This window comes from Bacteroides sp. AM07-18, from assembly GCF_003602695.1.
Classification (GTDB): domain Bacteria; phylum Bacteroidota; class Bacteroidia; order Bacteroidales; family Bacteroidaceae; genus Bacteroides; species Bacteroides uniformis.
This window is the reverse complement of sequence record NZ_QTLM01000011.1, coordinates 65,943-89,979: the sequence shown is the minus strand read 5'-3', so window position 1 is coordinate 89,979 and position 24,037 is coordinate 65,943. Positions and strand designations below refer to the sequence as shown.

At 47.6% G+C, this 24,037-nt stretch carries 18 protein-coding genes; 11 read left to right on the top strand and 7 right to left on the bottom strand.

What is annotated here, in order from left to right; genetic code table 11:
* Nucleotides 1-4: 4 nt before the first annotated feature.
* Nucleotides 5-220, bottom strand: a complete 216-nt coding sequence (locus tag DW096_RS13545; RefSeq protein ID WP_016274224.1) for a hypothetical protein — start codon at nt 218-220, stop codon at nt 5-7.
* Nucleotides 221-1,777: 1,557 nt separating this feature from the next.
* Here DW096_RS13545 and DW096_RS13535 point away from each other — a divergent pair.
* Together DW096_RS13535 and DW096_RS13530 are read left to right on the top strand one after the other, a co-directional pair.
* Nucleotides 1,778-2,110, top strand: coding sequence for a DUF3795 domain-containing protein (locus DW096_RS13535; RefSeq protein WP_118931140.1), 333 nt, complete (start codon nt 1,778-1,780; stop codon nt 2,108-2,110).
* Nucleotides 2,111-2,343: 233 nt separating this feature from the next.
* Nucleotides 2,344-3,120 carry a class I SAM-dependent methyltransferase gene (locus DW096_RS13530; RefSeq protein ID WP_165853733.1) on the top strand — a complete coding sequence of 259 codons (777 nt, stop codon included), beginning with the start codon at nt 2,344-2,346 and terminating at the stop codon, nt 3,118-3,120.
* Between the two features lie 74 nt (nt 3,121-3,194).
* Here DW096_RS13530 and DW096_RS13525 read toward each other — a convergent pair whose 3' ends face one another.
* Nucleotides 3,195-4,043 (bottom strand): AraC family transcriptional regulator, encoded by an 849-nt coding sequence (locus DW096_RS13525; protein WP_118931139.1) that lies wholly within the window; start codon nt 4,041-4,043, stop codon nt 3,195-3,197.
* 220 nt (nt 4,044-4,263) lie between these two features.
* Here DW096_RS13525 and DW096_RS13520 point away from each other — a divergent pair, with 220 nt between their 5' ends.
* The 9 genes from DW096_RS13520 (at nt 4,264) to rodA (ending at nt 17,601) form a co-directional block, all read left to right on the top strand.
* On the top strand, nt 4,264-5,757 hold the full coding sequence (locus DW096_RS13520; RefSeq protein ID WP_044468188.1) for an ATP-binding protein: 1,494 nt from the start codon (nt 4,264-4,266) through the stop codon (nt 5,755-5,757).
* A gap of 104 nt (nt 5,758-5,861) precedes the next feature.
* Entirely contained in the window at nt 5,862-7,823 is a 1,962-nt protein-coding gene (locus DW096_RS13515; RefSeq protein WP_120028815.1) for an ABC-F family ATP-binding cassette domain-containing protein, read from the top strand.
* A 20-nt stretch (nt 7,824-7,843) separates the two neighbouring features.
* Entirely contained in the window at nt 7,844-9,880 is a 2,037-nt protein-coding gene (locus DW096_RS13510) for a M13 family metallopeptidase (RefSeq protein WP_118931138.1), read from the top strand.
* Between the two features lie 160 nt (nt 9,881-10,040).
* Nucleotides 10,041-11,564, top strand: a complete 1,524-nt coding sequence (purH, locus tag DW096_RS13505; RefSeq protein WP_009037258.1) for a bifunctional phosphoribosylaminoimidazolecarboxamide formyltransferase/IMP cyclohydrolase — start codon at nt 10,041-10,043, stop codon at nt 11,562-11,564.
* Between the two features lie 122 nt (nt 11,565-11,686).
* On the top strand, nt 11,687-12,709 hold the full coding sequence (locus DW096_RS13500) for a rod shape-determining protein (protein ID WP_005828544.1): 1,023 nt from the start codon (nt 11,687-11,689) through the stop codon (nt 12,707-12,709).
* Entirely contained in the window at nt 12,709-13,554 is an 846-nt protein-coding gene (gene mreC / locus DW096_RS13495; RefSeq protein ID WP_005828542.1) for a rod shape-determining protein MreC, read from the top strand. Before DW096_RS13500 ends, mreC begins: the two co-directional genes overlap by 1 nt.
* 106 nt (nt 13,555-13,660) lie before the next feature.
* Nucleotides 13,661-14,164, top strand: coding sequence for a rod shape-determining protein MreD (gene mreD / locus DW096_RS13490; RefSeq protein ID WP_005828540.1), 504 nt, complete (start codon nt 13,661-13,663; stop codon nt 14,162-14,164).
* 19 nt (nt 14,165-14,183) lie between these two features.
* Complete coding sequence (gene mrdA / locus DW096_RS13485; protein ID WP_034525656.1) at nt 14,184-16,052, top strand: penicillin-binding protein 2; 1,869 nt, start codon at nt 14,184-14,186, stop codon at nt 16,050-16,052.
* Between the two features lie 91 nt (nt 16,053-16,143).
* The gene (rodA, locus tag DW096_RS13480) at nt 16,144-17,601 is read left to right on the top strand and encodes a rod shape-determining protein RodA (RefSeq protein WP_009037257.1); all 1,458 of its coding nucleotides are present in this window, start codon (nt 16,144-16,146) and stop codon (nt 17,599-17,601) included.
* 317 nt (nt 17,602-17,918) lie between these two features.
* Here rodA and DW096_RS13475 read toward each other — a convergent pair whose 3' ends face one another.
* The 5 genes from DW096_RS13475 to DW096_RS13455 all read right to left on the bottom strand — a co-directional run bounded on the left by DW096_RS13475 (nt 17,919) and on the right by DW096_RS13455 (nt 23,984).
* Nucleotides 17,919-18,404 (bottom strand): gliding motility lipoprotein GldH, encoded by a 486-nt coding sequence (locus DW096_RS13475; RefSeq protein WP_005828535.1) that lies wholly within the window; start codon nt 18,402-18,404, stop codon nt 17,919-17,921.
* A complete protein-coding gene (gene ricT, locus DW096_RS13470; RefSeq protein WP_171030125.1) occupies nt 18,382-19,758 on the bottom strand; it encodes a regulatory iron-sulfur-containing complex subunit RicT in 1,377 nt (458 codons plus the stop codon). Before ricT ends, DW096_RS13475 begins: the two co-directional genes overlap by 23 nt.
* A 73-nt stretch (nt 19,759-19,831) precedes the next feature.
* The gene (gene holB / locus DW096_RS13465; protein WP_117963524.1) at nt 19,832-20,959 is read right to left on the bottom strand and encodes a DNA polymerase III subunit delta'; all 1,128 of its coding nucleotides are present in this window, start codon (nt 20,957-20,959) and stop codon (nt 19,832-19,834) included.
* 72 nt (nt 20,960-21,031) lie between these two features.
* Nucleotides 21,032-21,985 carry a methylenetetrahydrofolate reductase [NAD(P)H] gene (gene metF / locus DW096_RS13460; RefSeq protein ID WP_008665978.1) on the bottom strand — a complete coding sequence of 318 codons (954 nt, stop codon included), beginning with the start codon at nt 21,983-21,985 and terminating at the stop codon, nt 21,032-21,034.
* Nucleotides 21,986-22,076: 91 nt separating this feature from the next.
* The gene (locus DW096_RS13455; protein ID WP_034525653.1) at nt 22,077-23,984 is read right to left on the bottom strand and encodes a fimbrillin family protein; all 1,908 of its coding nucleotides are present in this window, start codon (nt 23,982-23,984) and stop codon (nt 22,077-22,079) included.
* Between the last annotated feature and the right edge of the window lie 53 nt (nt 23,985-24,037).

Genomic DNA, 24,037 nt, shown 5'->3' with positions numbered 1-24,037 from the left:
CCCCTTAGTTTTCTACGGTTAAGATGTCATTGATTAGGTCTTCCAAGTCGCTGCTGGATGCCGAATTGTAGCTATGGGTAGAGGTGCTGCCCGAATAGGAGCGCGTAATGGGATGGTAAGGTTCGCCGCTTGTTGCAATGACTCCTTCATTCTCCATTTTGATAACTTCGATAGACGGAGTGATGTATGCTTCTCTACCGTCTGGTGTGTTCTGTTTCATATACACAAATTATTTAAAGGTTAAACAATAAAAAAAACGTGAGTAACTATGTTTGTATATCCTTTATTCAGGCCTTCGCATTGCCTTACAGATGAATATACAACAGTCACCCACGTCGTTTGTGTATATACCATCCCCCTGATGGGAGAAAACCATATAAACATAGACGTGAGCATCCTTGTTGTTATCTTCATCTGTAATTTTCAAAGTTGCGAAGTTTGAATAAAGAAGATAATTTCAATAATGCTCTTACTAATATGTAAATAAACCCACTACGCTATAGCGGATTTGTGACAAAGATAATTGTTTTTTGTTTAAGTGTATCTATGTTTCTCTATTTTTTTTGGGAAAGGCTCACGTCTCTTTCATTTATAGGAGTTAGGAGAGTTATCACTTCTAACTCCCGATAACTCCTTCAAATATTTAGTAACTGTCTGCATTGTCTTTGAGGATGTTTTTCTGAGGAGCATAGCGGCTATGTGGCGAATAAAGAGGGGAAGACAGACCGAAAAGAAGCTGAATAAAATCTTTTTAAGCAAAATTAAAACAGAGATTTGATATACTTTAAACAGAACACCCTGCAAACTCCGGCTTACTCTGTCCGGCAGTTTGCAGGGTGTCTGCTTGGTTCTCTCGCGTGTACGTAGCTCCTTACGCCACGAACGGAAGTCGATGCCATAGCAATTTTTCATAATAAGACTTTCCATATTTTTGCAAATGTCCGTACTGCCTTTGGCTGAAACAATTTATATAAGTAATTGAAGTTTCGTAAGTGAGTATGCCTGCTGATAAATGGGAATTTATCGCACAGAGCGCGAAGCCTGCTCTCATAACCTATGGAGAGCACGAGTGAAAGCTTGTGGATTTTTATCTAAAACATAGGTATTCCTTTACTCTTCTCCCTTTATTTGTCTGCTGTGGCATAGGGAATTTATGACGCCTAACGGCCATGAACAACCCTGCTTACGGCCATAAAGCGATCGCTTGACGACCGTAAGCAGGGTTGTTCATGGCCGTTAGGCGTCACTAACTCCAGAGCTATTGCGGATGAAGTACGTAGCCCGAACCTATTGCGCACAAGGCGCAAACGTATTATACAACGGTGTAAAAGACATTAGAGTGCATTATTCATAGTCGGCCTTTGACTCCCGATAACTCCTACTATGCCCCTACAGTCCAACTCCATATCTGTTGACTTCACAGTAAGGACAAGCCCGAAAATGCAGGAAAACCGAACCTGCCGATTCATGTAATCTGCATGCAGTATTATGGTAGGGGATAGCAGCTTACTGCAAAACTCAGGCGTTTCAGGCAGGTGGAAGCAAATTTTGCTTCCACCTTTTCAGGTTGCTTCCACCGCAGGGCAAATGCCGATGGACAGGGGGATGCAGGAGGTGGGTGGAAGTGTGGAAGCAAAGTGATGGAAAATTAATTTGGCATTCACACAATAATAACCGTATATTTGTAGCATGGCTGTCTGCCTCCTCTTAAATTCAGATAAAGAGGAGGTAGACAAATGCTTGCTATGAGAAACACATAAATGGTTATAACCAAGTGATGAAACAATTAATTGCATGTTGCGGACTGGATTGCGAAAATTGCACCGCCCGTATAGCCACTGTCAATAATGACGATGAGCTGAGAGAGAAAACCGCCAAAGAGTGGAGTGTGCTGAACAATACGCCGGAAATTACGCCGGAAACCATCCATTGTATGGGGTGCCGTGCAGACGGGGTGAAGTTTGCCTATTGCAGCGATTATTGTGCTATCCGCAAATGTGTGTACGAAAAAGGTTTCAATACTTGTGGCGACTGTAAGGAACTGGATACTTGCCAGGTGGTAGGTGCGGTTCTTCAGCATGCGCCCGGTGCAAGGGAAAATCTTTATTAACCGTAAAATCTTTGATTAAATAAAATATTGCTTATCTTTGCAGTATGACAAAGACATTTAAATCGGATTTGGTTTTGTAAACAATCTGTGTTCCATGCACAGATTGTCCCTTTCGTTTACTCTCGGATAACTTCTTTCGAGGGCGTTTTTCTATTGTTATAATTCAAGTTTAATCTGCATATTATGCTGAAGGTGTTGTGATACTTTCCGTATATGCAAAATATAGTAAGAAAATGAGTAACGAAAATAAAACTATCCACGATTTCGAATTTAATTTAATCTGTGACTTTTTCTCCAATATGGAACGGCAAGGCCCTGGCAGTCCTGAAGTGACGTTGAAGGCATTGAGCTTTGTAGACGGTCTTACCGATGAATCCCTTATTGCCGATATCGGTTGTGGAACGGGTGGTCAGACAATGGTATTGGCTGGCCATGTTCCGGGACAGATTACCGGAATTGACCTTTTCCCCGGCTTTATTGACATCTTCAACCGTAATGCAAGGCAGTTGGGCTTGCAGGACAGAGTAAAAGGAATTGTCGGTTCAATGGATGCCCTCCCTTTCGGTGAGGAGGAGCTGGATATGATTTGGTGTGAAGGTGCTATCTATAACATCGGCTTTGAACGTGGCTTGAAGGAGTGGCGTAAATATCTGAAACCGGGAGGGTATATTGCCGTATCCGAGAGTTCATGGTTTACGGACGAACGTCCTGCGGAAATCAATGACTTCTGGATGGACGCCTATTCTGAAATGGATACACTTCCCAATCTGGTAGCCAAGTTGTACAAGGCGGGTTATCTCCCCGTTGCTACATTCATTCTGCCGGAGAATTGCTGGACAGAGCATTACTTTGCTTCAAAGGTTGCGGCCCAGGAGATTTTCCGTAAGAAATATGCCGGTAATAAAATTGCCGAAGAGTTCAGCTCACTCCAAATGATTGAGGATGAACTATACGGCAAATATAAGGAATTCTACGGTTATGTGTTTTTTATTGCTAAGAAGGTAGGTTGATGGCAGACTTCTCTTATTGAGGAATGCGGGTATTCTCAGGACAGAATATCCGCATTTTGTGTTTTGAGTGGATTTTATTGTTTTGAGGATGTACGGAACTTCTGAGGAGGTATTCCCGTATGACGTTTAAAGAATTTGTTGAAGAAGGCCGCATTATTAAAACCTAGACTCACGGCTATATCCTTTATCGGAGTGTTGGCGGTACAAAGTTGTGCTTTGGCATCCATGATGATAGTATTGTTGATGATTTCCATGGCTGTATATCCTGATTCCTTTTTGACAAGGCGGCAAAGAGCTGCCGGTCTCATATTCATTTTCAATGCATAATAGGACACTTGATGCTCCCGGACATAGTCTGTGTGTACCAATCGGATAAAAATGCGGTATTGGTTGAAATGCCTGCTGCCCGGAGTCTCTTTTATTCTAGGGCGTTCCGGACAGAGTTCGGATATACCTTGTAACAGATAGGTCAGTAGAGTTTGCAATGAAACTAGACTTGAGGGGCTTTCTGTTCTTTGGTAGAGGTGTGACAAATAGGTCATGAACTCGGCATAAAGCTGGAAGTCCGTTTTCGATAGAGGAAAAATATAGTGTTTGCCTATAATGTGAAACTTATCCATCATGACCTTGCCGGCCCCTGAACTCTGGATAAGTTGTTGGGAAAATATGACGACATATATTTCAGCATCGTCTGACGTGTGTAGCAATTGTACGAAGGTCTCGGGAGGAATAACTAGGAGGGCGTTAGCTTCAACCCTGAATTGAGTATGGTTTATGATAGTTTTCAGAACTCCTTTGGTGCATAGAGCGAAGATACTGGCCTTGGTGTGGTATGGCTTTTCCACTAGCGGATTCAGTTCATTGGTTGTGATATGATTGCAGGCAATGAACTCGGCATTTATATTGAATTCGGATATATTCATGTTGGAGATTTTAAGACGCAAAAATGGGGGATAATAATGTATAAATGACAGAGATAACAGTTAAAATCAATATTACGCTCAATTTGTCTCTGTTAAATAAGGTAAAGTTGTGAATAATAGAATATATACATGCTAAAACGGAATATTGATTTATAAGGGTTTGTTTGTGGCATAAGCATTTTAGCCCGAACTTTGCTCCTTGTATGATAAAACAATTCTGATGAATCCGAATGTTCCTCAAGAAGTACGTATAATAAATGCCATCTCCGAGCAGTTGTTCAACTCATGGCCCGTCAGCATTATTATGATTGATTTGGAAGATTGTATCTGGCGTCTGAATCAGCAGGTGATGAATGAACTCCAATTGAATGAGCATGTGATAGGGCGGCATATCACTGACTTATTGGAAGTGGTATGTGATAAAAAGAATGTGTTGGAAGCCCTTTTGCTGCAACTTCGGGAGAGGGATGTACGGATTATTCCCTTGGATACCAATTGCTTTATACGTGAATTAAAGAGTGGTATCAGTTTTCTGATACAAGGTGCTATGGTGGGAATTCATGAAGATGGACAATTGGTGAGGATTGTACTCTATTTTAGGAATGTGTTGGAAGAACGGACACAGAAGCATTTGCTGAATATTGCGCTGAGCCGCACCCAGATATTTCAATGGTCTTTCGACATGGAACATAATCTGATGATTATAGAACCGCGTTATTTTGAATATTTGGGGATTCCTACGCGTGACTATACGCTGACGCCTGAGGAATTCGCATTTCTGATTCATCCGGACGACCGGAAGGGAGTGTTTGATGCTTTGGCTTTACAGTTGCGTGGTAATTTGTACGAACGCCCAGTGGAATACCGTCTACGGAGGGGAGACGGCAAGTGGGAGTGGTTTGAGGCGCAATCTACCTATGTGGGACAATTGACGGATTTGCCGTTCCGTATCATCGGTATTTGCATGAGTACGCAGAAATACAAGGATACGGAGAATAAATTGAACGAGGCTTTGCAGAAAGCGCAACGTAGCGATGAGTTGAAGAGCGTATTTCTTGCTAATATGAGCCACGAGATACGTACGCCACTAAATGCCATTGTGGGCTTCTCTACACTACTGGCTTGTGGGGATGCCGACTTGTCGCGGCAGGAGATTATGGAATTTACGTCTTTGATTGAAAAGAACAGCCAGTTGTTAATGGTGTTGATTTCAGATATTCTGGATTTGTCCAAGATAGAATCGAACACGATGGAATTCCATTTTGAGAAGGTTTCTTTAAATGGCATATTGGAAAGCATTTACAGTGCGCAGAAGATGAATCTTCGGAAAGGAGTGGAGCTACTGCTAGACCTTCCGGACCGGGCGGCAGTTATCTATACAGATCCTACGCGTTTGGGGCAAGTTGTCAACAATCTTATCAATAATGCGGTGAAGTTCACTGCTGAAGGACGCATAACCATAGGGTATAGGCTGAAGGACTTTGCTACATTGGAAGTCTTTGTGGAAGATACGGGAACTGGCATGTCGGAAGAAGTTCTGGCGCACATTTTTGAACGTTTCTATAAGGGAGATGCTTTTGTGCAGGGCACGGGATTGGGATTGGCCATTTGCAGGACTATCGTTGAAAGGTTTCATGGAAAAATAGAAGTGGCTTCAACTCTTGGCAAGGGGAGCCGCTTTGCAATTGTCCTTCCGCAGGAAATGCGGGAGTAGTGTTCTCTTTCTTGGATATTTGATGTAATTATGTGAGCGTATGATATTGTATAACGTTGAAAATCGCTACCTTTGCAGTCTTGAACGATAAATTCATTGACACTATGATATCTGTAGAAGGACTGAAGGTAGAATTTAATGTCACTCCTCTGTTCGAAGACGTCTCTTATGTTATCAATAAGAAAGACCGTATAGCTCTTGTCGGCAAGAATGGTGCCGGTAAGTCCACCATGCTCAAGATATTGGCTGGCATTCAGCAGCCCACTGCCGGCATTGTTGCCGTTCCTCGCGAATGTACTATCGGGTATTTGCCCCAAGTGATGATACTCAGTGACAAGCGCACCGTAATGCAGGAGGCTGAACTTGCCTTCGAGCATATTTTTGAGATGCAGGCGGGCATCGAACGCATGAATCGGCAACTTGCCGAACGTACCGATTACGACAGCGAGGATTACCAGAAACTGATTGACCGCTTCACTCACGAAAACGAACGTTTTCTGATGATGGGCGGCACCAACTACCGTGCCGAAATAGAGCGCACGCTCCAAGGGCTGGGCTTCAGCCGCGAGGACTTTGACCGCTCTACAAGCGAGTTTTCCGGTGGTTGGCGTATGCGTATAGAGCTTGCCAAGCTGTTGCTTCGCCGTCCGGATGTGTTGCTGCTCGACGAGCCTACCAACCACCTTGACATCGAGAGTATCCAGTGGTTGGAGAACTTCCTTTCCACCCGTGCCAATGCGGTGGTGCTTGTCAGCCACGACCGCGCCTTTTTGAACAATGTCACTACGCGTACCATCGAAATAACTTGTGGACGCATTTACGACTATAAAGTGAAATACGATGAGTTTGTGGTGCTTCGCAAGGAGCGCCGGGAGCAGCAACTACGTGCTTACGAGAATCAGCAGAAGCAGATACAAGATACGGAAGATTTCATCGAACGTTTCCGGTACAAAGCTACCAAGGCTGTGCAAGTGCAGAGCCGCATCAAGCAGCTCGAAAAGATAGAGCGCATCGAAGTGGATGAGGAAGACAACTCCTCTTTGCGCCTGAAGTTTGTTTGCAGTAGCCGTAGCGGTAATTATCCCGTTATCTGCGAGGATATGGAGAAATCCTACGGTGGGCACGTTGTTTTCCACGATGTGAATTTGACTATCAACCGAGGAGAGAAGGTTGCTTTTGTCGGTAAGAACGGCGAAGGTAAGTCTACGCTTGTAAAGTGTATTATGGGTGAGATTACGGATTATACCGGTAAGCTTACACTGGGACATAATGTGCAGATTGGATATTTTGCCCAGAACCAGGCACAGCTTTTGGATGAGAGCCTGACTGTATTCGATACGATTGACCGCGTGGCCGTAGGGGATATCCGCCTCAAAATCCGTGATATTCTAGGTGCTTTCATGTTCGGCGGTGAGGCTTCGGATAAAAAGGTGAAGGTGCTCAGCGGTGGAGAGCGTACCCGGCTTGCCATGATAAAACTGCTGTTGGAGCCGGTGAATTTTCTGATTCTCGACGAACCTACGAATCATCTTGACATGCGTTCCAAAGATGTACTGAAGGAGGCTATCCGCGATTTTGACGGAACGGTGATAATAGTCAGCCATGACCGTGATTTTCTGGACGGACTTGCGACTAAAGTGTACGAGTTTGGTGGCGGACTGGTGAAGGAACATCTGGGAGGAATTTATGATTTCCTGCAAAAGAAGCAGATAGAGAGCCTGAATGAGTTACAGAAATCCCCTTCACTTTCCGCTTCGCCCACTGCCGGTAAGGCGGCATCGAGAAATGCTGGTGCAGAACCGGTTCAACCCTCGGCAGCCAAACTCTCTTATGAGGAGCAGAAGGAGCTTAATAAGAAGCTCAAGAAACTGGAACGTCGCGTTGCCGATTGTGAAGCGGAGATAGAGCAGACGGAGGCTGCCATTGCCATTCTTGAGGCCAGGATGGCCACACCGGAAGGTGCTTCGGACATGTCGCTTTATGAGCAGCACCAAAAACTGAAAGAGCAGCTTGACCGCGTGATGGAAGAGTGGGACGCGGCTACTGTAGAGTTGGAGAATCACTAACTATTATATTTTATATATTTATGAAAGCAAATCATTTGTTACCCATTGCAGCATTCTGTCTGATGACGGCATCCTGCAACACCGGCAAGCAGCAGGCTGAACTTACAGCAGGCATCCAGCTCGCCAATCTTGACACAACGGCTCTACCCGGAACTGACTTTTACCAATACGCATGTGGCGGTTGGATGAAGAACAATCCGATTCCTGCTGAATACTCACAGTACGGTTCTTTTACTATCCTTGCAGAAAACAACCGCAAGCAGATTCAAGGACTGATTGAAGAGCTTGCCGCCACCCAGCACGAAGCCGGCAGCGTGGCACAAAAAATCGGTGACTTGTACAAAATCGTGATGGACAGCGTGAAGCTGAACAAGGACGGTGTAGCCCCCATCAAGGCTGAACTCGACCAGCTGGCTGCTTTGAAGGACAAGAAGGAGCTTTATGCCTTGCTGGGCGATATGCAGAAGAAGGGTATCATCGCCTACAACGTGCTGTATGTTGGCGCTGACGAAATGAACAGTAGCATGAATGCTGTACAGACCTATCAGACCGGGCTGAGCATGGGCGAACGTGAATACTATCTGGAGAATGATGAGGCTACTGCCAAAATTCGTGATGCTTTCCGTACACATGTACAGAAGATGTATCAGTTGGCTGGTTTCGACGAGGCTACTGCCAAGAAAGGTATGGAGGTGGTGATGGATGTGGAAACACGTCTTGCCAAGGCTTTCCGCTCTCGTACGGAGTTGCGTGACCCGCATGCCAATTATAACAAGATGAGCATGGAAGAGTTGAAGAAGAATTATCCTACTTTCGATTGGGATGCTTATTTGTCTGCCATGGGCTTGAAGGATGTGAAGGAAATCATCGTAGGCCAGCCCGCTTCACTGAAAGCTGCTGCCGATATTCTGGATACGCTGCCCATTGAACAGCAGAGCCTTTATCTGCAATGGAAATTGATTGATTCTGCTGCAAGCTTGCTGAACGATGCTATGGCAGAACAGAACTTCGACTTCTACAGCCGCACCATGAGCGGTACACAGGAGATGCAGCCCCGCTGGAAGAGAGCGGTAAGCACTGTAAGCAGCGCGCTGGGCGAAGCTGTAGGTCAGATGTACGTGGAGAAATATTTCCCTGCTGCTGCCAAGGAGCGTATGGTGACTTTGGTGAAGAACTTGCAGGAAAGCCTGGGCGAACGTATCCAGAATCTTGCTTGGATGGGTGATTCCACTAAGGTGAAAGCTCTGGAGAAACTGGCTACCTTCCATGTGAAGATTGGTTATCCCGACACTTGGAAAGACTACTCCACACTGGAAATCAAAAACGACTCTTACTGGGCAAACATGGAACGTGCCAACGAGTGGAGCCATGCCGAAATGATAGCCAAGGCCGGCAAGCCGGTGGATAAGGACGAATGGCTGATGACTCCGCAGACCGTCAACGCTTACTATAACCCGACTACGAACGAAATCTGTTTCCCCGCCGGTATCCTGCAATATCCTTTCTTCGATATGAATGCGGATGATGCCTTCAACTATGGTGCCATCGGTGTGGTAATCGGTCATGAGATGACTCACGGATTCGACGACCAGGGTCGCCAGTACGACAAGGACGGTAACCTGAAAGACTGGTGGACTGCTGAAGATGCCAAGAACTTTGACGAGCGTGCTCAGGTGATGGTGAACTTCTTCGATAGCATCGAGGTTGCTCCGGGCGTATATGCCAACGGACGCATGACATTGGGTGAGAATATTGCCGACCACGGTGGTCTGCAGGTTTCTTATCAGGCATTCAAGAAAGTTACGGCTGCCAATCCGCTGCCGGTGCTGGATGGTCTTACTCCCGAACAACGTTTCTTCCTGGCATACGCAGGTGTATGGGCCAATGATATCCGTCCCGAAGAAGTGCTGAACCGCACGAAGAGTGATGTGCACTCATTGGGCGAATGGCGCGTAAACGGTGCATTGCCGCAAATCGGTGCTTGGTATGAGGCATTCAACGTGACAGAAAAAGACCCGATGTTCTTGCCGGTAGCAAAACGTGTATCTATTTGGTAAACCAACAAAATAACCCTTAAAAAAAGGCGGCAGACTGGAAACAGATGCCGCCTTTTTTAATTATACCTAATTTATTGTGTATGAATGTATGTATGAATAAACAAAATTTGTAACTTTGCGCATCAAATACTAATATACGCATACTTTAATACGCAAATCCATGTCTGAAACAAAAAGAATCAAAACAGCTCTGGTATCTGTTTACCATAAGGAAGGTTTGGACGAAATCATTACCAAACTGCATGAAGAAGGTGTAGAGTTCCTCTCAACCGGTGGAACCCGTCAGTTTATAGAATCCCTGGGTTATCCCTGCAAGGCAGTGGAAGACCTCACTACATACCCTTCCATCCTGGGCGGACGCGTGAAGACTTTGCATCCGAAGGTTTTTGGAGGTATTCTTTGCCGCCGCGGATTGGAGCAAGACATGCAACAGATTGAAAAATATGAAATCCCCGAAATAGACCTCGTCATTGTTGACCTCTATCCGTTTGAGGCTACCGTTGCCAGTGGTGCCGAAGAACCTGCCATCATCGAAAAGATTGACATAGGCGGTATCTCCCTGATTCGTGCCGCAGCCAAGAACTACAACGACGTGGTTATCATCGCTTCGCAAGCACAATATCAACCGTTCCGCGACATGCTGATGGAACACGGAGCCACTACTACCATCGAAGAACGCCGTTGGTTTGCCAAAGAGGCTTTCGGAGTGTCTTCACACTATGATTCTGCCATCTTCAACTATTTCGATGGCGAGGAAGGTTCCGCTTTCCGTTGTTCTGCCAACAGCCAGAAGACTTTACGCTATGGTGAGAATCCGCATCAGAAAGGTTATTTCTATGGCAATATTGATGCTATGTTCGACCAGATTCACGGTAAGGAAATCTCTTATAACAACCTGCTCGACATCAATGCTGCCGTTGACTTGATTGACGAATTCAAGGATACGACTTTCGCTATCCTGAAGCATAATAATGCTTGTGGACTGGCTTCACGTCCCACTGTGCTCGAAGCATGGAACGATGCGCTTGCCGGTGACCCGGTATCCGCTTTTGGTGGTGTGCTCATTACTAATGCCGTGATTGACAAGGCTGCTGCCGAAGAAATCAATAAAATTTTCTTTGAGGTGATTATCGCTCCCGATTATGATGTGGATGCGTTGGAAATCCTCGGTCAGAAGAAGAACCGTATTATCCTGGTCCGCAAGCCGGCAGCTCTGCCTAAGAAGCAGTTCCGTTCTTTGCTGAATGGCGTATTGGTTCAGGACCGCGACCTTAAGGTGGAAACTCCTGAAGAATTGAAGACTGTAACTACGAAGGCTCCCACTGCACAGGAAATTGAGGATATGCTCTTTGCAAACAAGATTGTGAAGAACAGTAAGTCGAATGCCATTGTGCTGGCAAAAGGAAAGCAGTTGTTGGCAAGTGGTGTAGGTCAGACCAGCCGTGTGGATGCTTTGAAGCAGGCTATCGAGAAAGCCAAAAACTTCGGTTTCGACTTGAATGGCGCTGTAATGGCAAGTGACGCATTCTTCCCTTTCCCCGACTGCGTGGAAATTGCCGGCAATGAAGGCGTAACAGCCGTCATCCAGCCGGGTGGAAGCATCAAGGATGAACTCTCGTTTGAATATTGCAACGAGCATGGCATCGCCATGGTGACTACGGGATTCCGTCACTTTAAACACTAATTCGGATTTACGATTTGACGATTTACGATTTACGATTGAAGTTACATCGTAAGTCTGAATCTCAAATTGTAAACAAGAGGAATATCAATCGTAAATCGTAAATAGTTAAATCGTAAATATTAATGGGATTATTCTCCTTTACACAAGAAATAGCGATGGACCTTGGCACAGCCAATACCATCATCACCACGAATGGCAAGATTGTGGTGGATGAGCCTTCGGTGGTGGCTTTGGACCGTCGTACCGATAAGATGATTGCCGTGGGTGACAAGGCAAAGATGATGCACGAAAAGACCCACGAAAACATACGTACCATCCGTCCGTTGCGCGATGGTGTGATTGCCGACTTCTATGCCTGCGAGCAGATGATACGTGGACTTATCAAGATGGTGAACAACCGTAACCGTCTTTTCTCTCCGTCACTCCGCATGGTGATTGGTGTTCCTTCGGGCAGTACCGAAGTGGAGCTGCGTGCCGTGCGCGACTCTGCCGAGCATGCCGGCGGGCGCGACGTTTATTTGATTTTCGAGCCGATGGCTGCTGCCATCGGTATCGGTATCGATGTAGAGGCTCCCGAAGGCAACATGATTGTTGACATAGGTGGTGGTTCTACGGAAATTGCCGTTATCTCTTTGGGAGGTATCGTAAGTAACAACTCCATCCGCATTGCCGGTGACGACCTGACTGCCGATATTCAGGAATACATGAGCCGCCAGCACAACGTGAAGGTCAGCGAGCGTATGGCTGAGCGTATTAAGATTAATGTGGGTGCTGCCTTGACGGAACTCGGTGAGGATGCTCCTGAAGACTATATCGTTCATGGTCCGAACCGCATCACGGCATTGCCCATGGAAGTGCCGGTATGCTATCAGGAAGTGGCGCATTGCTTGGAGAAGTCTATCTCTAAGATTGAGACAGCCATCTTGAGCGCATTGGAAAATACGCCTCCCGAATTGTATGCCGACATCGTTCACAACGGTATCTATCTTGCCGGTGGCGGTGCATTGCTTCGTGGACTGGATAAGCGTCTGACTGATAAAATAAACATACCGTTCCACATTGCGGAAGACCCCTTGCATGCCGTTGCCAAAGGTACGGGCGTGGCATTGAAGAACGTTGACCGCTTCTCATTCTTGATGCGGTAATGCGAAATTTATTAAACTTTCTCATTAAATATAATTACTGGTTCCTCTTTCTTCTGTTAGAGGTTGCCAGTTTTATTTTATTATTTCGCTTTAATCATTACCAGCAGAGTGTGTATTTCACCTCTGCCAATGGCGTGGCGGGGAAGGTTTATGAAATATCGGGTGGCATCACTTCCTATTTCCACTTGAAGACGGCCAACGAAGACCTGCTCGACCGCAACATGTGGCTGGAGCAGCGGCTTTCGTTTCTGGAAAATGTCTTGAAGGAGAAAGGATTGGACTCCGCCAGGTTGTACAGCATGGAACGGCTTGCTCCTACGGAGTATCAGATATTCAAGGCGAATGTCATAAAGAACAGCTTGAACAAGGCTGACAATTATATCACTTTAGACCGTGGAACAACAGAAGGTATCCGTCCTGAGATGGGAGTTGTAGATGCCAATGGCGTGGTGGGTATTGTGTATAAGACCTCTCCCCATTACTCGTTGGTCATTCCGTTGCTGAACAGCAAGTCAAGCATCAGCTGTAAGATTGTGGGCAGTGATTATTTCGGTTATTTGAAGTGGGAGGGAGGTAATTCCCGTTTTGCCTATCTGAAGGATTTGCCCCGGCATGCCGAATTCAATCTGGGAGATACAGTAGTGACCAGCGGCTATTCCACCGTGTTTCCAGAAGGTGTCATGGTGGGGACGGTGGATGACATGTCTGACTCGCACGACGGGCTTTCGTATCTGTTGAAGATAAAGCTGGCTACGGACTTTGGAAAGGTGAGCAATGTGCGCGTCATTTCCCGCAACGGGCAGGATGAACAAAAGGCATTGGAGTCGAGGGCAGACGAGAAGTGACTAAGAAATTAGGGATTAGGGGTTAAGGATTAGGGATTAATCATCTTTATATCTTATAACTTATACACTCAATAACTTGTAACTCGTAACTTATAACTCATTAGCGTTGTTAATTAATTATCTGCATAAAATAGGATGGTTCATAGGCTTGGTACTGTTGCAGGTGCTGATATTGAACAATGTGCATATTGCAGGATATGCCACTCCATTTCTGTATATCTACTTGATACTGAAGTTTGAGTCGGACACTCCCCGCAATGCGTTGATGTTGTGGGCATTCTTTTTAGGGCTGGCTGTCGACGTCTTTTCCGACACACCGGGGATGAACGCTGCCGCTACGGTGTTGCTGGCTTTCTTGCGCCCCACTTTCCTGCGGCTGTTCGTGCCTCGTGACACGCTGGATACACTGGTTCCGGCCATCCGTACAATGGGGATTCTTCCTTTCCTGAAATATCTGGTTGTGAGTGTGCTGATACATCACGGCTTGTTGCTTACCCTCGAATTCTTCTCTTTTGCCCATATTGGTACGCTGTTGTTGAGAATTGCGGCAAGTACCCTGCTTACTGTGACCTGCATTATGGCTGTTGAGGGAATAAGAAAGAAAGGATAAAGGGATTAAGGATTAGGAATTGATGAAAGACTATACACTGGAAAAGCGGAAATATGTAATTGGAGCGGCGGCTATTGTCATCGTTCTTATTTACGTGTTCCGGCTGTTCGACCTGCAAATCATGACTGATGACTACAAGAAGAACGCGGACAGCAACGCTTTTCTGAACAAGATACAATATCCATCACGGGGGGCTATCTACGACCGTAACGGTAAGTTGCTCGTGTTTAACCAGCCTGCCTATGATATTACGTTTGTGCCTCGGGAGGTGACGCAGCTGGATACACTCGACCTTTGCAGTGCCTTGAACATTACCCGTGAGCAGTTTGACAAACGGATGAAGGACGTCAAGAACCGCTGGATGAACCCCGGTTATTCCAAATACACCCATCAGGTGTTCATGACGCAGCTTTCTGCCGAAGAGTGCGGTGTGTTTCAGGAGAAGCTGTTCAAATTTCCAGGTTTCTATATTCAGCGGCGTACTATCCGTCAATATACCTATAACTCTGCCGGCCATTTGCTGGGAGACATCGGCGAAGTGTCCAAGAAAGACATTGAGAACGATGACTATTATATTCGCGGAGACTATATAGGCAAGCAAGGCATCGAGAAATCCTATGAAAAGTATCTGCGTGGAGAGAAGGGGGTGGAGATTCTGCTTCGTGACGCTCACGGGCGCATCCAGGGACACTACATGGACGGACAGTTGGACCGTTCCTCCGTACCCGGCAAGAACCTGACGTTGGGCATCGACATTGACCTTCAGATGTTGGGAGAACGACTGCTTCAACACAAAATCGGTGCCATTGTGGCCATCGAACCGGCTACGGGTGAGATACTATGTATGGTTTCCTCGCCTACCTTTGACCCTCATCTGATGATAGGGCGCCAGCGGGGAAAGAACCACCGCCTGCTGCAGATGGACAAGCGGAAGCCTTTGTTGAACCGTGCCATCATGGGAGCTTATCCGCCGGGCTCCACCTTCAAGACGGCGCAGGCGCTGACCTTCCTTCAGGAAGGGATTATCCACGAAGATTATCCGACTTTCCCTTGTGCGCATGGTTTCAATCATAAAGGCCTTCATGTGGGATGTCACGGACATGGTTCGCCTCTGTCGCTGATTCCTGCCATCGCTACCTCTTGTAATTCCTATTTCTGTTGGGGATTGTATCGCATGTTCGGTGATAAAAAATACGGTTCGCCGCAGAATGCCATTACCGTATGGAAAGACCACATGGTATCGCAGGGCTTCGGCTATCGGCTCGGTACCGACCTCCCCGGCGAACAGCGTGGACTGATACCGAATGCAAAGTTCTACGACAAGCCCTATCGGGGTTCGTGGAACGGTCTGACGGTGATTAGTATCTCCATCGGGCAGGGAGAGATTCTCGCCACCCCGTTGCAGATAGCCAATCTGGGTGCCACCATTGCCAACCGGGGGCATTTCATTACTCCGCACATCGTGAAGGAGATAGAAGACAATGAACTGGACAGCATCTATCGCAATCCCCGTTATCCCACCATCGACCGCGAATATTATGAAATGGTGGTGAAAGGCATGCGTGCCGCTGTAGACGGAAGTACGGGTAGCGCCACTTGCCGCATGGCGGGAGCCATCCTGCCGGGTGTGGAGGTCTGCGGAAAGACGGGCACGGCACAGAACCGCGGCAAGGACCATTCTGTCTTTATGGGCTTTGCCCCGATGGACAACCCTAAGATAGCCATTGCCGTCTATGTGGAGAACGGTGGTTTCGGTGCCACGTATGGCGTACCTATCGGTGCCATGATGATGGACCAGTATCTGCATGGAAAGCTGTCGCCCGAGAATGAGATACGGGCGGAAGAATTCAGTAACCGGGTGATACTTTACGGAGATGAGGAGAGATGATGATGAGGGGTTGGGGATTAAGGATTAGGGGGTAGGGATGAACGGTGAGTGACTTCAATAGTAAATAGTAAATCGTAAAATCGTAAATAAATTGGTGACAAGGAGAGATAGCATATGGAAATCATTGGACTGGGTGACGATTGTCGTTTACCTGCTGCTGATTGTATTCGGCTGGTTCAGTGTCTGTGGGGCGAGTTATGATTATGGTGACCGTGACTTTCTGGACTTCTCTACGCGTGCCGGCAAGCAGTTTGTCTGGATTATATGTTCCTTCGGGCTGGGGTTTGTGCTGCTGATGCTGGATGATTCCCTCTATGACATGTTCTCCTACCTTATATATATAGGGCTGATGCTGTTGCTGATTGTCACGATATTCATTGCGCCCGACACGAAAGGGTCGCGGTCGTGGCTCATCCTGGGGCCGGTCAGTTTGCAGCCGGCGGAGTTTGCCAAGTTTGCCACGGCGCTGGCGCTTGCCAAGTATATGAGCGCCTACTCGTTTACGATGAAGAATTGGAAAAGCTCCCTTATGTTGGCTTTCCTGATTCTCTTCCCCATGTTGCTGATTATCCTACAGCGGGAGACGGGTTCGGCATTGGTGTACTCTGCATTTTTCCTGATGCTTTATCGGGAGGGAATGCCGGGCGTGGTACTGTTCTCGGGTATATGTGCAGTGGCCTACTTTGTGGTGGGCATCCGTTTTGATGCGGTGATGATTGCCGATACACCGACGCCTATCGGGGAATTTGCCGTACTGCTGATGGTACTGCTCTTTGCCGGAGGTATGGTGTGGGTTTATAAAAAGCGTTGGGAACCCACACGGAATATTATCGGCGGTTCGCTGGGAGTGCTGCTCGTGGCTTATCTGATTTCGGAATACGTGGTACCCTTCAACTTGGTGTGGGTGCAGTGGGGGCTTTGTGCACTTGTTGTCGGGTATCTTGTCTTTCTTTCTTTAAGCGAGCGCCATTTATCTTATTTTCTGATTGGGCTGTTTGCTTTGGGTTCGATAGGTTTCCTCTACTCCAGCGACTACTTCTTCAATAAAGTGCTGGAGCCCCATCAACAGATACGTATCAAGGTGGTGCTCGGTATGGAAGAGGACCTTGCTGGTGCCGGCTATAACGTGAACCAGTCGAAGATAGCCATCGGCTCCGGGGGGCTGACCGGCAAAGGTTTCTTGAATGGTACGCAGACAAAGCTGAAGTATGTGCCGGAGCAAGATACGGACTTCATTTTTTGCACCGTGGGTGAGGAGGAAGGATTCGTAGGGTCTACGGCTGTACTGTTACTGTTCCTTATTCTTATTTTACGGCTGATTGTCGTGGCCGAGCGGCAGCAATCTCCCTTTGGCCGGGTGTATGGTTATTCTGTGCTTAGTATATTCTTGTTCCATCTATTCATCAATATAGGCATGGTGCTGGGGCTGACCCCCGTCATCGGTATCCCGTTGCCTTTCTTCAGTTACGGAGGTTCTTCTCTCTGGGGATTCACAATCCTGCTGTTTATCTTTCTGCGGATTGATGCGGGACGTAATCGTCGAATTTAGTTATGACCGTTTCCTTGTGGGACATACGAATGGACTTGATTATCATTACATTGCATTTACACATTGTTTACATCGTAATGTAACGGCCGTTACACCGCATTGTAACGTCCTTTACGCTGTATCGTAACGACTTTTACGCTATATTGTAACGCCCTTTACATGCTGGTGTAACGGTCGTTACATCCTGGCGTAAAAGACGTTACGCTATGAGGTAAGAGGGCAAGTTATGATACCCCGCCCGTTTCCGCTTCAAGGAGACGTGAGTGGGAGACTGAGGTGGTTGTTAGAAGAAGGTAATAAAGAACAATAGGGAGTTCCTATCTCTTCAGTTTGATGCCGATGTCATTGATTCCTTGCAGCCTTTCGTCCGGTAGCGTATAGGCCACTTTAAAGAGGTAGGTGCCGGGTTTGCCGATTCGAACGCTTCCTGCGGAGACGGCAGTCTGATAGAGACCTCCCCAGCCGTCACCTTTCCAGATTCCTTCTTTGTCCGCGAGGATTAGCTGTATGGTGTCCGTGGGTGACGGAATGGAATCTGCGGTGGTGTAGCAGATGGATAGAGGTAGATTCTGATAGGGGTAGTTGCTTCGGTTACGAACTTCCAAAGACAGTTTGTAGTAGGTCAGTGAGTCGGTGACCTTCACGTCGAAAGAGAGCGTGTCTTCGCGCAGCCAGCCTTCGGTGGGAAGGGATTGGAAGGAATGGTATACAGTCTGTTTGTCGCAAGCGCTCAGCAGGCTTGCGACAAACAGTAGTATGATACCTTTCAGGCAGAGATTCCTATTCTTGAGCTGGTTTGTCATTTTGGGCAGGTCTTTCACCTTGAGGTTTGGGCTTATTGTTACGGGGCGGACGACGGTTGTTATTGTTCCGTTGTTGACGTTCGCCTTGTTGCTGTTCACCTTGTTTGGGTGCTTGCCGGTCTTGTTTCTGTCTCGGTTGCCGGTCTTGCCTGGATTGTTCTCTCTGGTTGTTGGATTGCGGAGCACCCTGCTGCTCACCTCCTTGCGGACGACCGTTTCCACTCTTTTTCTTTCTCTTGTTACGGCTGTTGTTGCTGTTCTCGCCACCGTTGCCGTCACTGCCACTCTTGCCTTTCCGGTTGCGGTCAAAGCGAGTGAGACTCTCTTGTTCCAGCAAGTCCACCGGCTTTTTGGGTTCGGAACGATGGGTTTCTTCTATCAGGCTGTCGGGCTTGATGCCACGTCTGTTCAAACCGATAATCTCGAAGGCGCGTCTGCCGCTGATGGTCACCAGGTTGGCGGGGATGTTCTTGTCGCTTGAGTAGGTTATCTGGTTGCTCAGAATGTCGGCTTTGAAGAAGAAGAACTCACCGTCTTTGGTCTCTAAGGTAATCTCGCGTGAGGGCAGGCGTTTCTGTGCTTCCACGTAGCAGTCTACTTCGTAGTTGAGGCAGCACTTCAGTTTGGCGCATTGTCCGGCAAGCTTCTGCGGATTCAGTGAAATGTCCTGGAAGCGCGCCGCGCTGGTGGATACCGATACGAAGGAGGTCATCCAGGTGGCGCAGCAGAGTTCGCGTCCGCAGGGACCGATGCCACCGATGCGTCCGGCTTCCTGGCGGGCGCCAATCTGTTTCATCTCGATGCGCACGCGGAAGGCGTCGGCAAGGACCTTGATGAGCTGGCGGAAGTCCACACGCTCGTCGGCGATGTAGTAGAAGATGGCTTTGTTGCCGTCTCCCTGGTATTCCACGTCACCAATCTTCATGTTGAGGTTGAGGTCCAGGGCAATCTGGCGCGAGCGTATCATGGTGGCGTGCTCGCGGGCTTTTGCTTCGTTGTACTTCTCCATATCTACGGGCTTCGCCTTGCGGTAGATGCGTTTGATGTCTGCCTCGGACTTGATATTGGCTTTCTTCATTTGCAGCGGCACGAGGCGTCCGGTTAGGGTCACCACGCCGATGTCATGTCCGGGGGTGGCTTCTACGGCTACGATGTCGCCTTTCTCCAGGGGTATCTTGTTGCTGTTGCGGAAATATCCCTTGCGGGTGTTCTTGAACTGAACTTCCACCAGCTCGCTCTCATCGGCATTGCCCGGTATGTCGGCCAGCCAGTCGTAGGTGTTCAGTTGCTTGTCCTGCCTGCCGCAACTCTTGCAGCACAGGCCTCCGCTTCCATTATGTAGTTTAAATTCCATCATCTGTTTATTTACGATTTGACTATTTACTATTTACGATTTGATACTTTGCATTTCATTGTCTTGCCACTTTTCATTGTTTCAATAAAACAATCATTTTGAGGGAGAAGTCGAAGAACACCATGCGGGCGTTCACGTTCTGCTCGATGTGGCGCTGCGCTTCACTCAGTTCGTCCATGATACCCACGACGTTACGCTCGTTGACAAAGGGGGCGAAGCGGGTGGCGAAGTTCTGTTCGGGCAGCGTCATGTAGTTCATCTCCTTGCGGTACAAGTTGTAGATGAAGTTCTCGCGGGTCATACGCTGGCAGTAGTCCAGGAAGTTCTTCTGCCGTTCGCGTCCCATGGCGGCAAGCTGCTCGCTCCATTGTTTCATTTCCCGTATCTTGCGCTGGTAGGAGAGTCGCATCAGGCTGACAAAGAGGTTGAAGAACAGTTCGTTCTCTTCGTTCAGATGGATGGTCTCCAATGCTTTGATGAAGTCTCCGTTTGCCAGATGGGCTATCGTCTCGCTGTCGCGGGGCTGCACTCCGTACTTCTGCTGCAGGGCTTCGGCTATGTCGGCTTCTTCAATCTTGGGAATGTTGAAGCGCTGCGTGCGGCTGAGGATGGTGGGCAGTATCATTTCCGGAGCTTCGGAGATGAGGAGGAATATCGTTTTCTCGGGTGGCTCTTCCAGCAGTTTCAGCAGCTTGTTGGCGCATACTTCATGCAGCTTTTCGGGTAGCCATACGATGGTGACTTTGTAACCTCCTTCACTGGATTTCAGACTCAGCTTGCGGGTTATCTCGTCGCTTTCCTTGGCATAGATGATGGCTTGTCCGTTTTCGGCATCCATCTCGTTCAGCCAATGGTTCAGTCCGAAGTAGGGGCTGTTCAGCAGCAGGTGCCGCCAGTTGGCGATATAGTCGTCGCAGACTTCCTTTTTCCCTTTGGCACTCTTGACGATAGGGTATACGAAGTGTACGTCCGGGTGCACCAACTTGTTCCATTTCACGCAGGAGGGACAAGTACCGCAGGCATCGGTTTCCGTCCGGTTGGGACAGCAGATGTAGCGGGCATAGGCAAGTGCCAATGGGAGTTTTCCTACTCCGGCAGGGCCACAGAAAAGTTGTGCGTGGGGAATACGTCCTTCCTGCACTTCTTGTATCAGCCTTTGTTTGGCTGCCTCTTGGCCTATTATGTCCTTGAAACTGAACACGGGTTAATTAGTTATAAGTTATTACTTGTGACACTGCCAGTTGTCAATTGTCAACTATCGATTATCTATTGTTTAGTAGATTTGTTTGGCTACTTCCCTGATGCTGTCTGTGGCTCCTACCGAGTAGAAGTGGAGGCTTGGGACGCCATGGGCTATCAGCTCTTTGCACTGCTGCACGCACCATTCGATACCCACTTGCTGAGCTTCCGCATCGGTGTTGCACTTCAGAACCTCTTGGGTCAGTTCCTCGGGCAAGTCTACCTTGAACGTCTTGGGTATTATGCTGAGTTGTGACAGCTTCTTGAAGGGCTTGATGCCCGGGATAATCGGGATGGTGACACCGGCTTGACGGGCACGTTCCACGAAGTCGAAATATTTCCGGTTGTCGTAGAAGAGCTGGGTCACGGCATACTCTGCACCCATTTCCATTTTTTTCTTCAGCCAGTAGATGTCTGTATCCATGTTGGGGGCTTCTTCATGCTTTTCCGGATAGCACGCCACACCGTATGAAAACGGGGTATTGGTAACTTTCATCTCGGAGCCGTCCACAAAAATACCTTTATTGAAGTTGTTGATTTGCTCTTGTAGTTCGACGGCGTGGTGGTAACCGTTGCCCACGGGGATAAAAGAGGATTCGTGCTTTGCCTTGTCGCCACGAAGCACCAGCAGGTCGGTGATGCCGAGGAATTGCAGGTCGAGCAGCACGTACTCCGTCTCCTCGCGGGTGAAGCCGCTGCAAAGGATGTGCGGCACCATGGTGATGTTGTACTTGTTCTGGATGGCAGCAGCTACGGCTACGGTGCCGGGGCGGCGGCGCAGGCGGTTTCGCTGGAACAATCCGTTGCCGAGGTCTTTGTACACGTACTCGCTGCGGTGCGTGGTGATGTTGATGTATTTGGGGTCGAATTCCCGTAACGTATCTATGGTTTGATACAGCTTTTCGATGCCCGTACCTTTCAGTGGTGGCAATATTTCAAAGGAAAAAGCTGTTTTTTCGTTACTGTTTATCAGGTCGATTACTCTCATTTCTCTTTCGTTATCTTTGTCCGATTGGCAAAAATCTTGCACATTGGGAACAAAAATACAAAAAAGAAATGAGAAATGCCGAAATTGCCGGCTATTCTTTTATACAGCGGATGGAAAGAGCTTTATAGTAGGGCTTGCCGGTGACATGGGCAGCGCTTGATACAAACTCGTCGCTTTCGCCGAGAAAATAAATGGTGCTTTCCGAAAGGGTATGCTTTGTATGATCCCAACTCCAAAAGGCGGTCATTTTATTGGGGCTGTTGTGTCCTTTGTTGTACCACATTCCTACCGGGAAAGCATTGAACCGGGTATGGTTGTTGACGGGGGCAACTTCACCGGATACCATTGCCTGCCATTCTCCTGCTTTTAGTATGGAGGCATCGTTGCCGGTGTAGTTTTTCAGCTGTTCCCAGTCTGCATCCGATGGAATTTTCCAGCCCTCGGGAGCCAGCTCTCCTGCCAGTATGGATTCTCCATTGTAAAAATAAATGTCATATTTGTCCGGCTTGTAATATCCGGCTTTGTCTGTTCCCAAGTCACTCTGTTTTTTCAAGGGAGCTCCGTCACGGTAGGTGGTGGCATGGAGCTCTTTACCCATCCAGTATTGGGCTCCAATCTTGACAATGGGGTATTCGGTAGACACTCCTTTTCTGATGTCTCGAAGGGTGTAGCATGCCACATTCACTTTGATGGCGTTTTCCGGTTTATCCAGAAGTAGCTTATGGTTATTGTCTATATAGAGCTTGTCTATGCCGGTATATTCCCCTTTAGTGTAGGTAAATCCATAGTCGTCTGTATTCCAGCTTATTCTTCCTCCGCAGATGGTGTCTTTACGGTCTGCAAGCTGTAGGATGACTCCATTGCTCAGGTCGGTCTTTTCATTTTCGCCTATGGGATAGGCTATAACGGCTCTGGAAGTCAATGACGCTGATTTGAGATATTCCTTGCAGACTTCTGCAATGGGTATCCCTTCGTGATAAATTCTGTACACATTTGAAAGAGAAAAGGAGAGAGCGGAGATATGTATGGCAGTGTAATCTTCCATATTGTCGGTGTCGATGGGAGGGAGGCTGCTCCATTCCTTGATTTTTCCGGCAAAACTGCTCAGTACGTTGCTGTTGCTCTGCATGGCTGATATGTTAATGATACATTGCGTGCTGCTACTCATTTCCACTTCGGGTATTGCACAACTGTATATACGTCCGCTCCACTCCATAATGAAGGATTGCTTGCCATCATTTATCGTTTGGGGTATGATGATGAATTCCTTGCCGGTAAGTTTGTTGTCTTTGACGCTCCATTCGCCGGAGGCTATGATGTCTTGTGTCCCCGTAAGATTACTGAAAGTCCCGTCTTCCAGATTATAATCGGCCGAGGTCTTGAGCCCGGTTGCGATGATACGCGGATTGGCTTTCAGCAAATCATTGGCAGAGTTGCTTGCGTCGGGTGTCAGAGAGATTGCCAGTTTGGACAGCTTGTGTTGGAACTCCAGGGTTACAGATTTGGTTTTACTGGTGATTCCTTGCGCTTTAGCTACCAAGAAGTCACTTTGTGCGCGGTTTTTCTCATTGCTCTGGTCTATCTGCACAGATACGGGAAGAACGGGTGTACCGGCAGCTACCCCTTCGGTTTGGTAAGGGTGGTAACTGATAAAGTCCAGTGACACATCTCCTTCCGGATAGAATACTGTCTTTTTGGGAACTAGTGTGGAGCCTTCCGTATATTCCAGGGCCAGATTGTCAATATACCGTTTTCCCTTGATGGAGCCGGAGGAAGTGGTTGCAAACAAGCCCATTCTGTCTCCTTTTTCAAAGGCGGTGTTTGTGACCTTGGTACTGGCCTTTTCCATTTTGATAGAGAACGTGATAGGTGTCGTCCCTTCCTCGATTTCCGCTTCTGATTCTTCGTCAATCCGGTTCACACAAGCTGTATTCCCTAAGGACATGCAGCAGAATAAAGAGGCAGCCAAGACTCCTCTTGCAAGAATAAGTTTCTTCATTATATTATTATTGTGGGGCAACGGTTTTTCCGCTTTCCCAATTATACTCAATG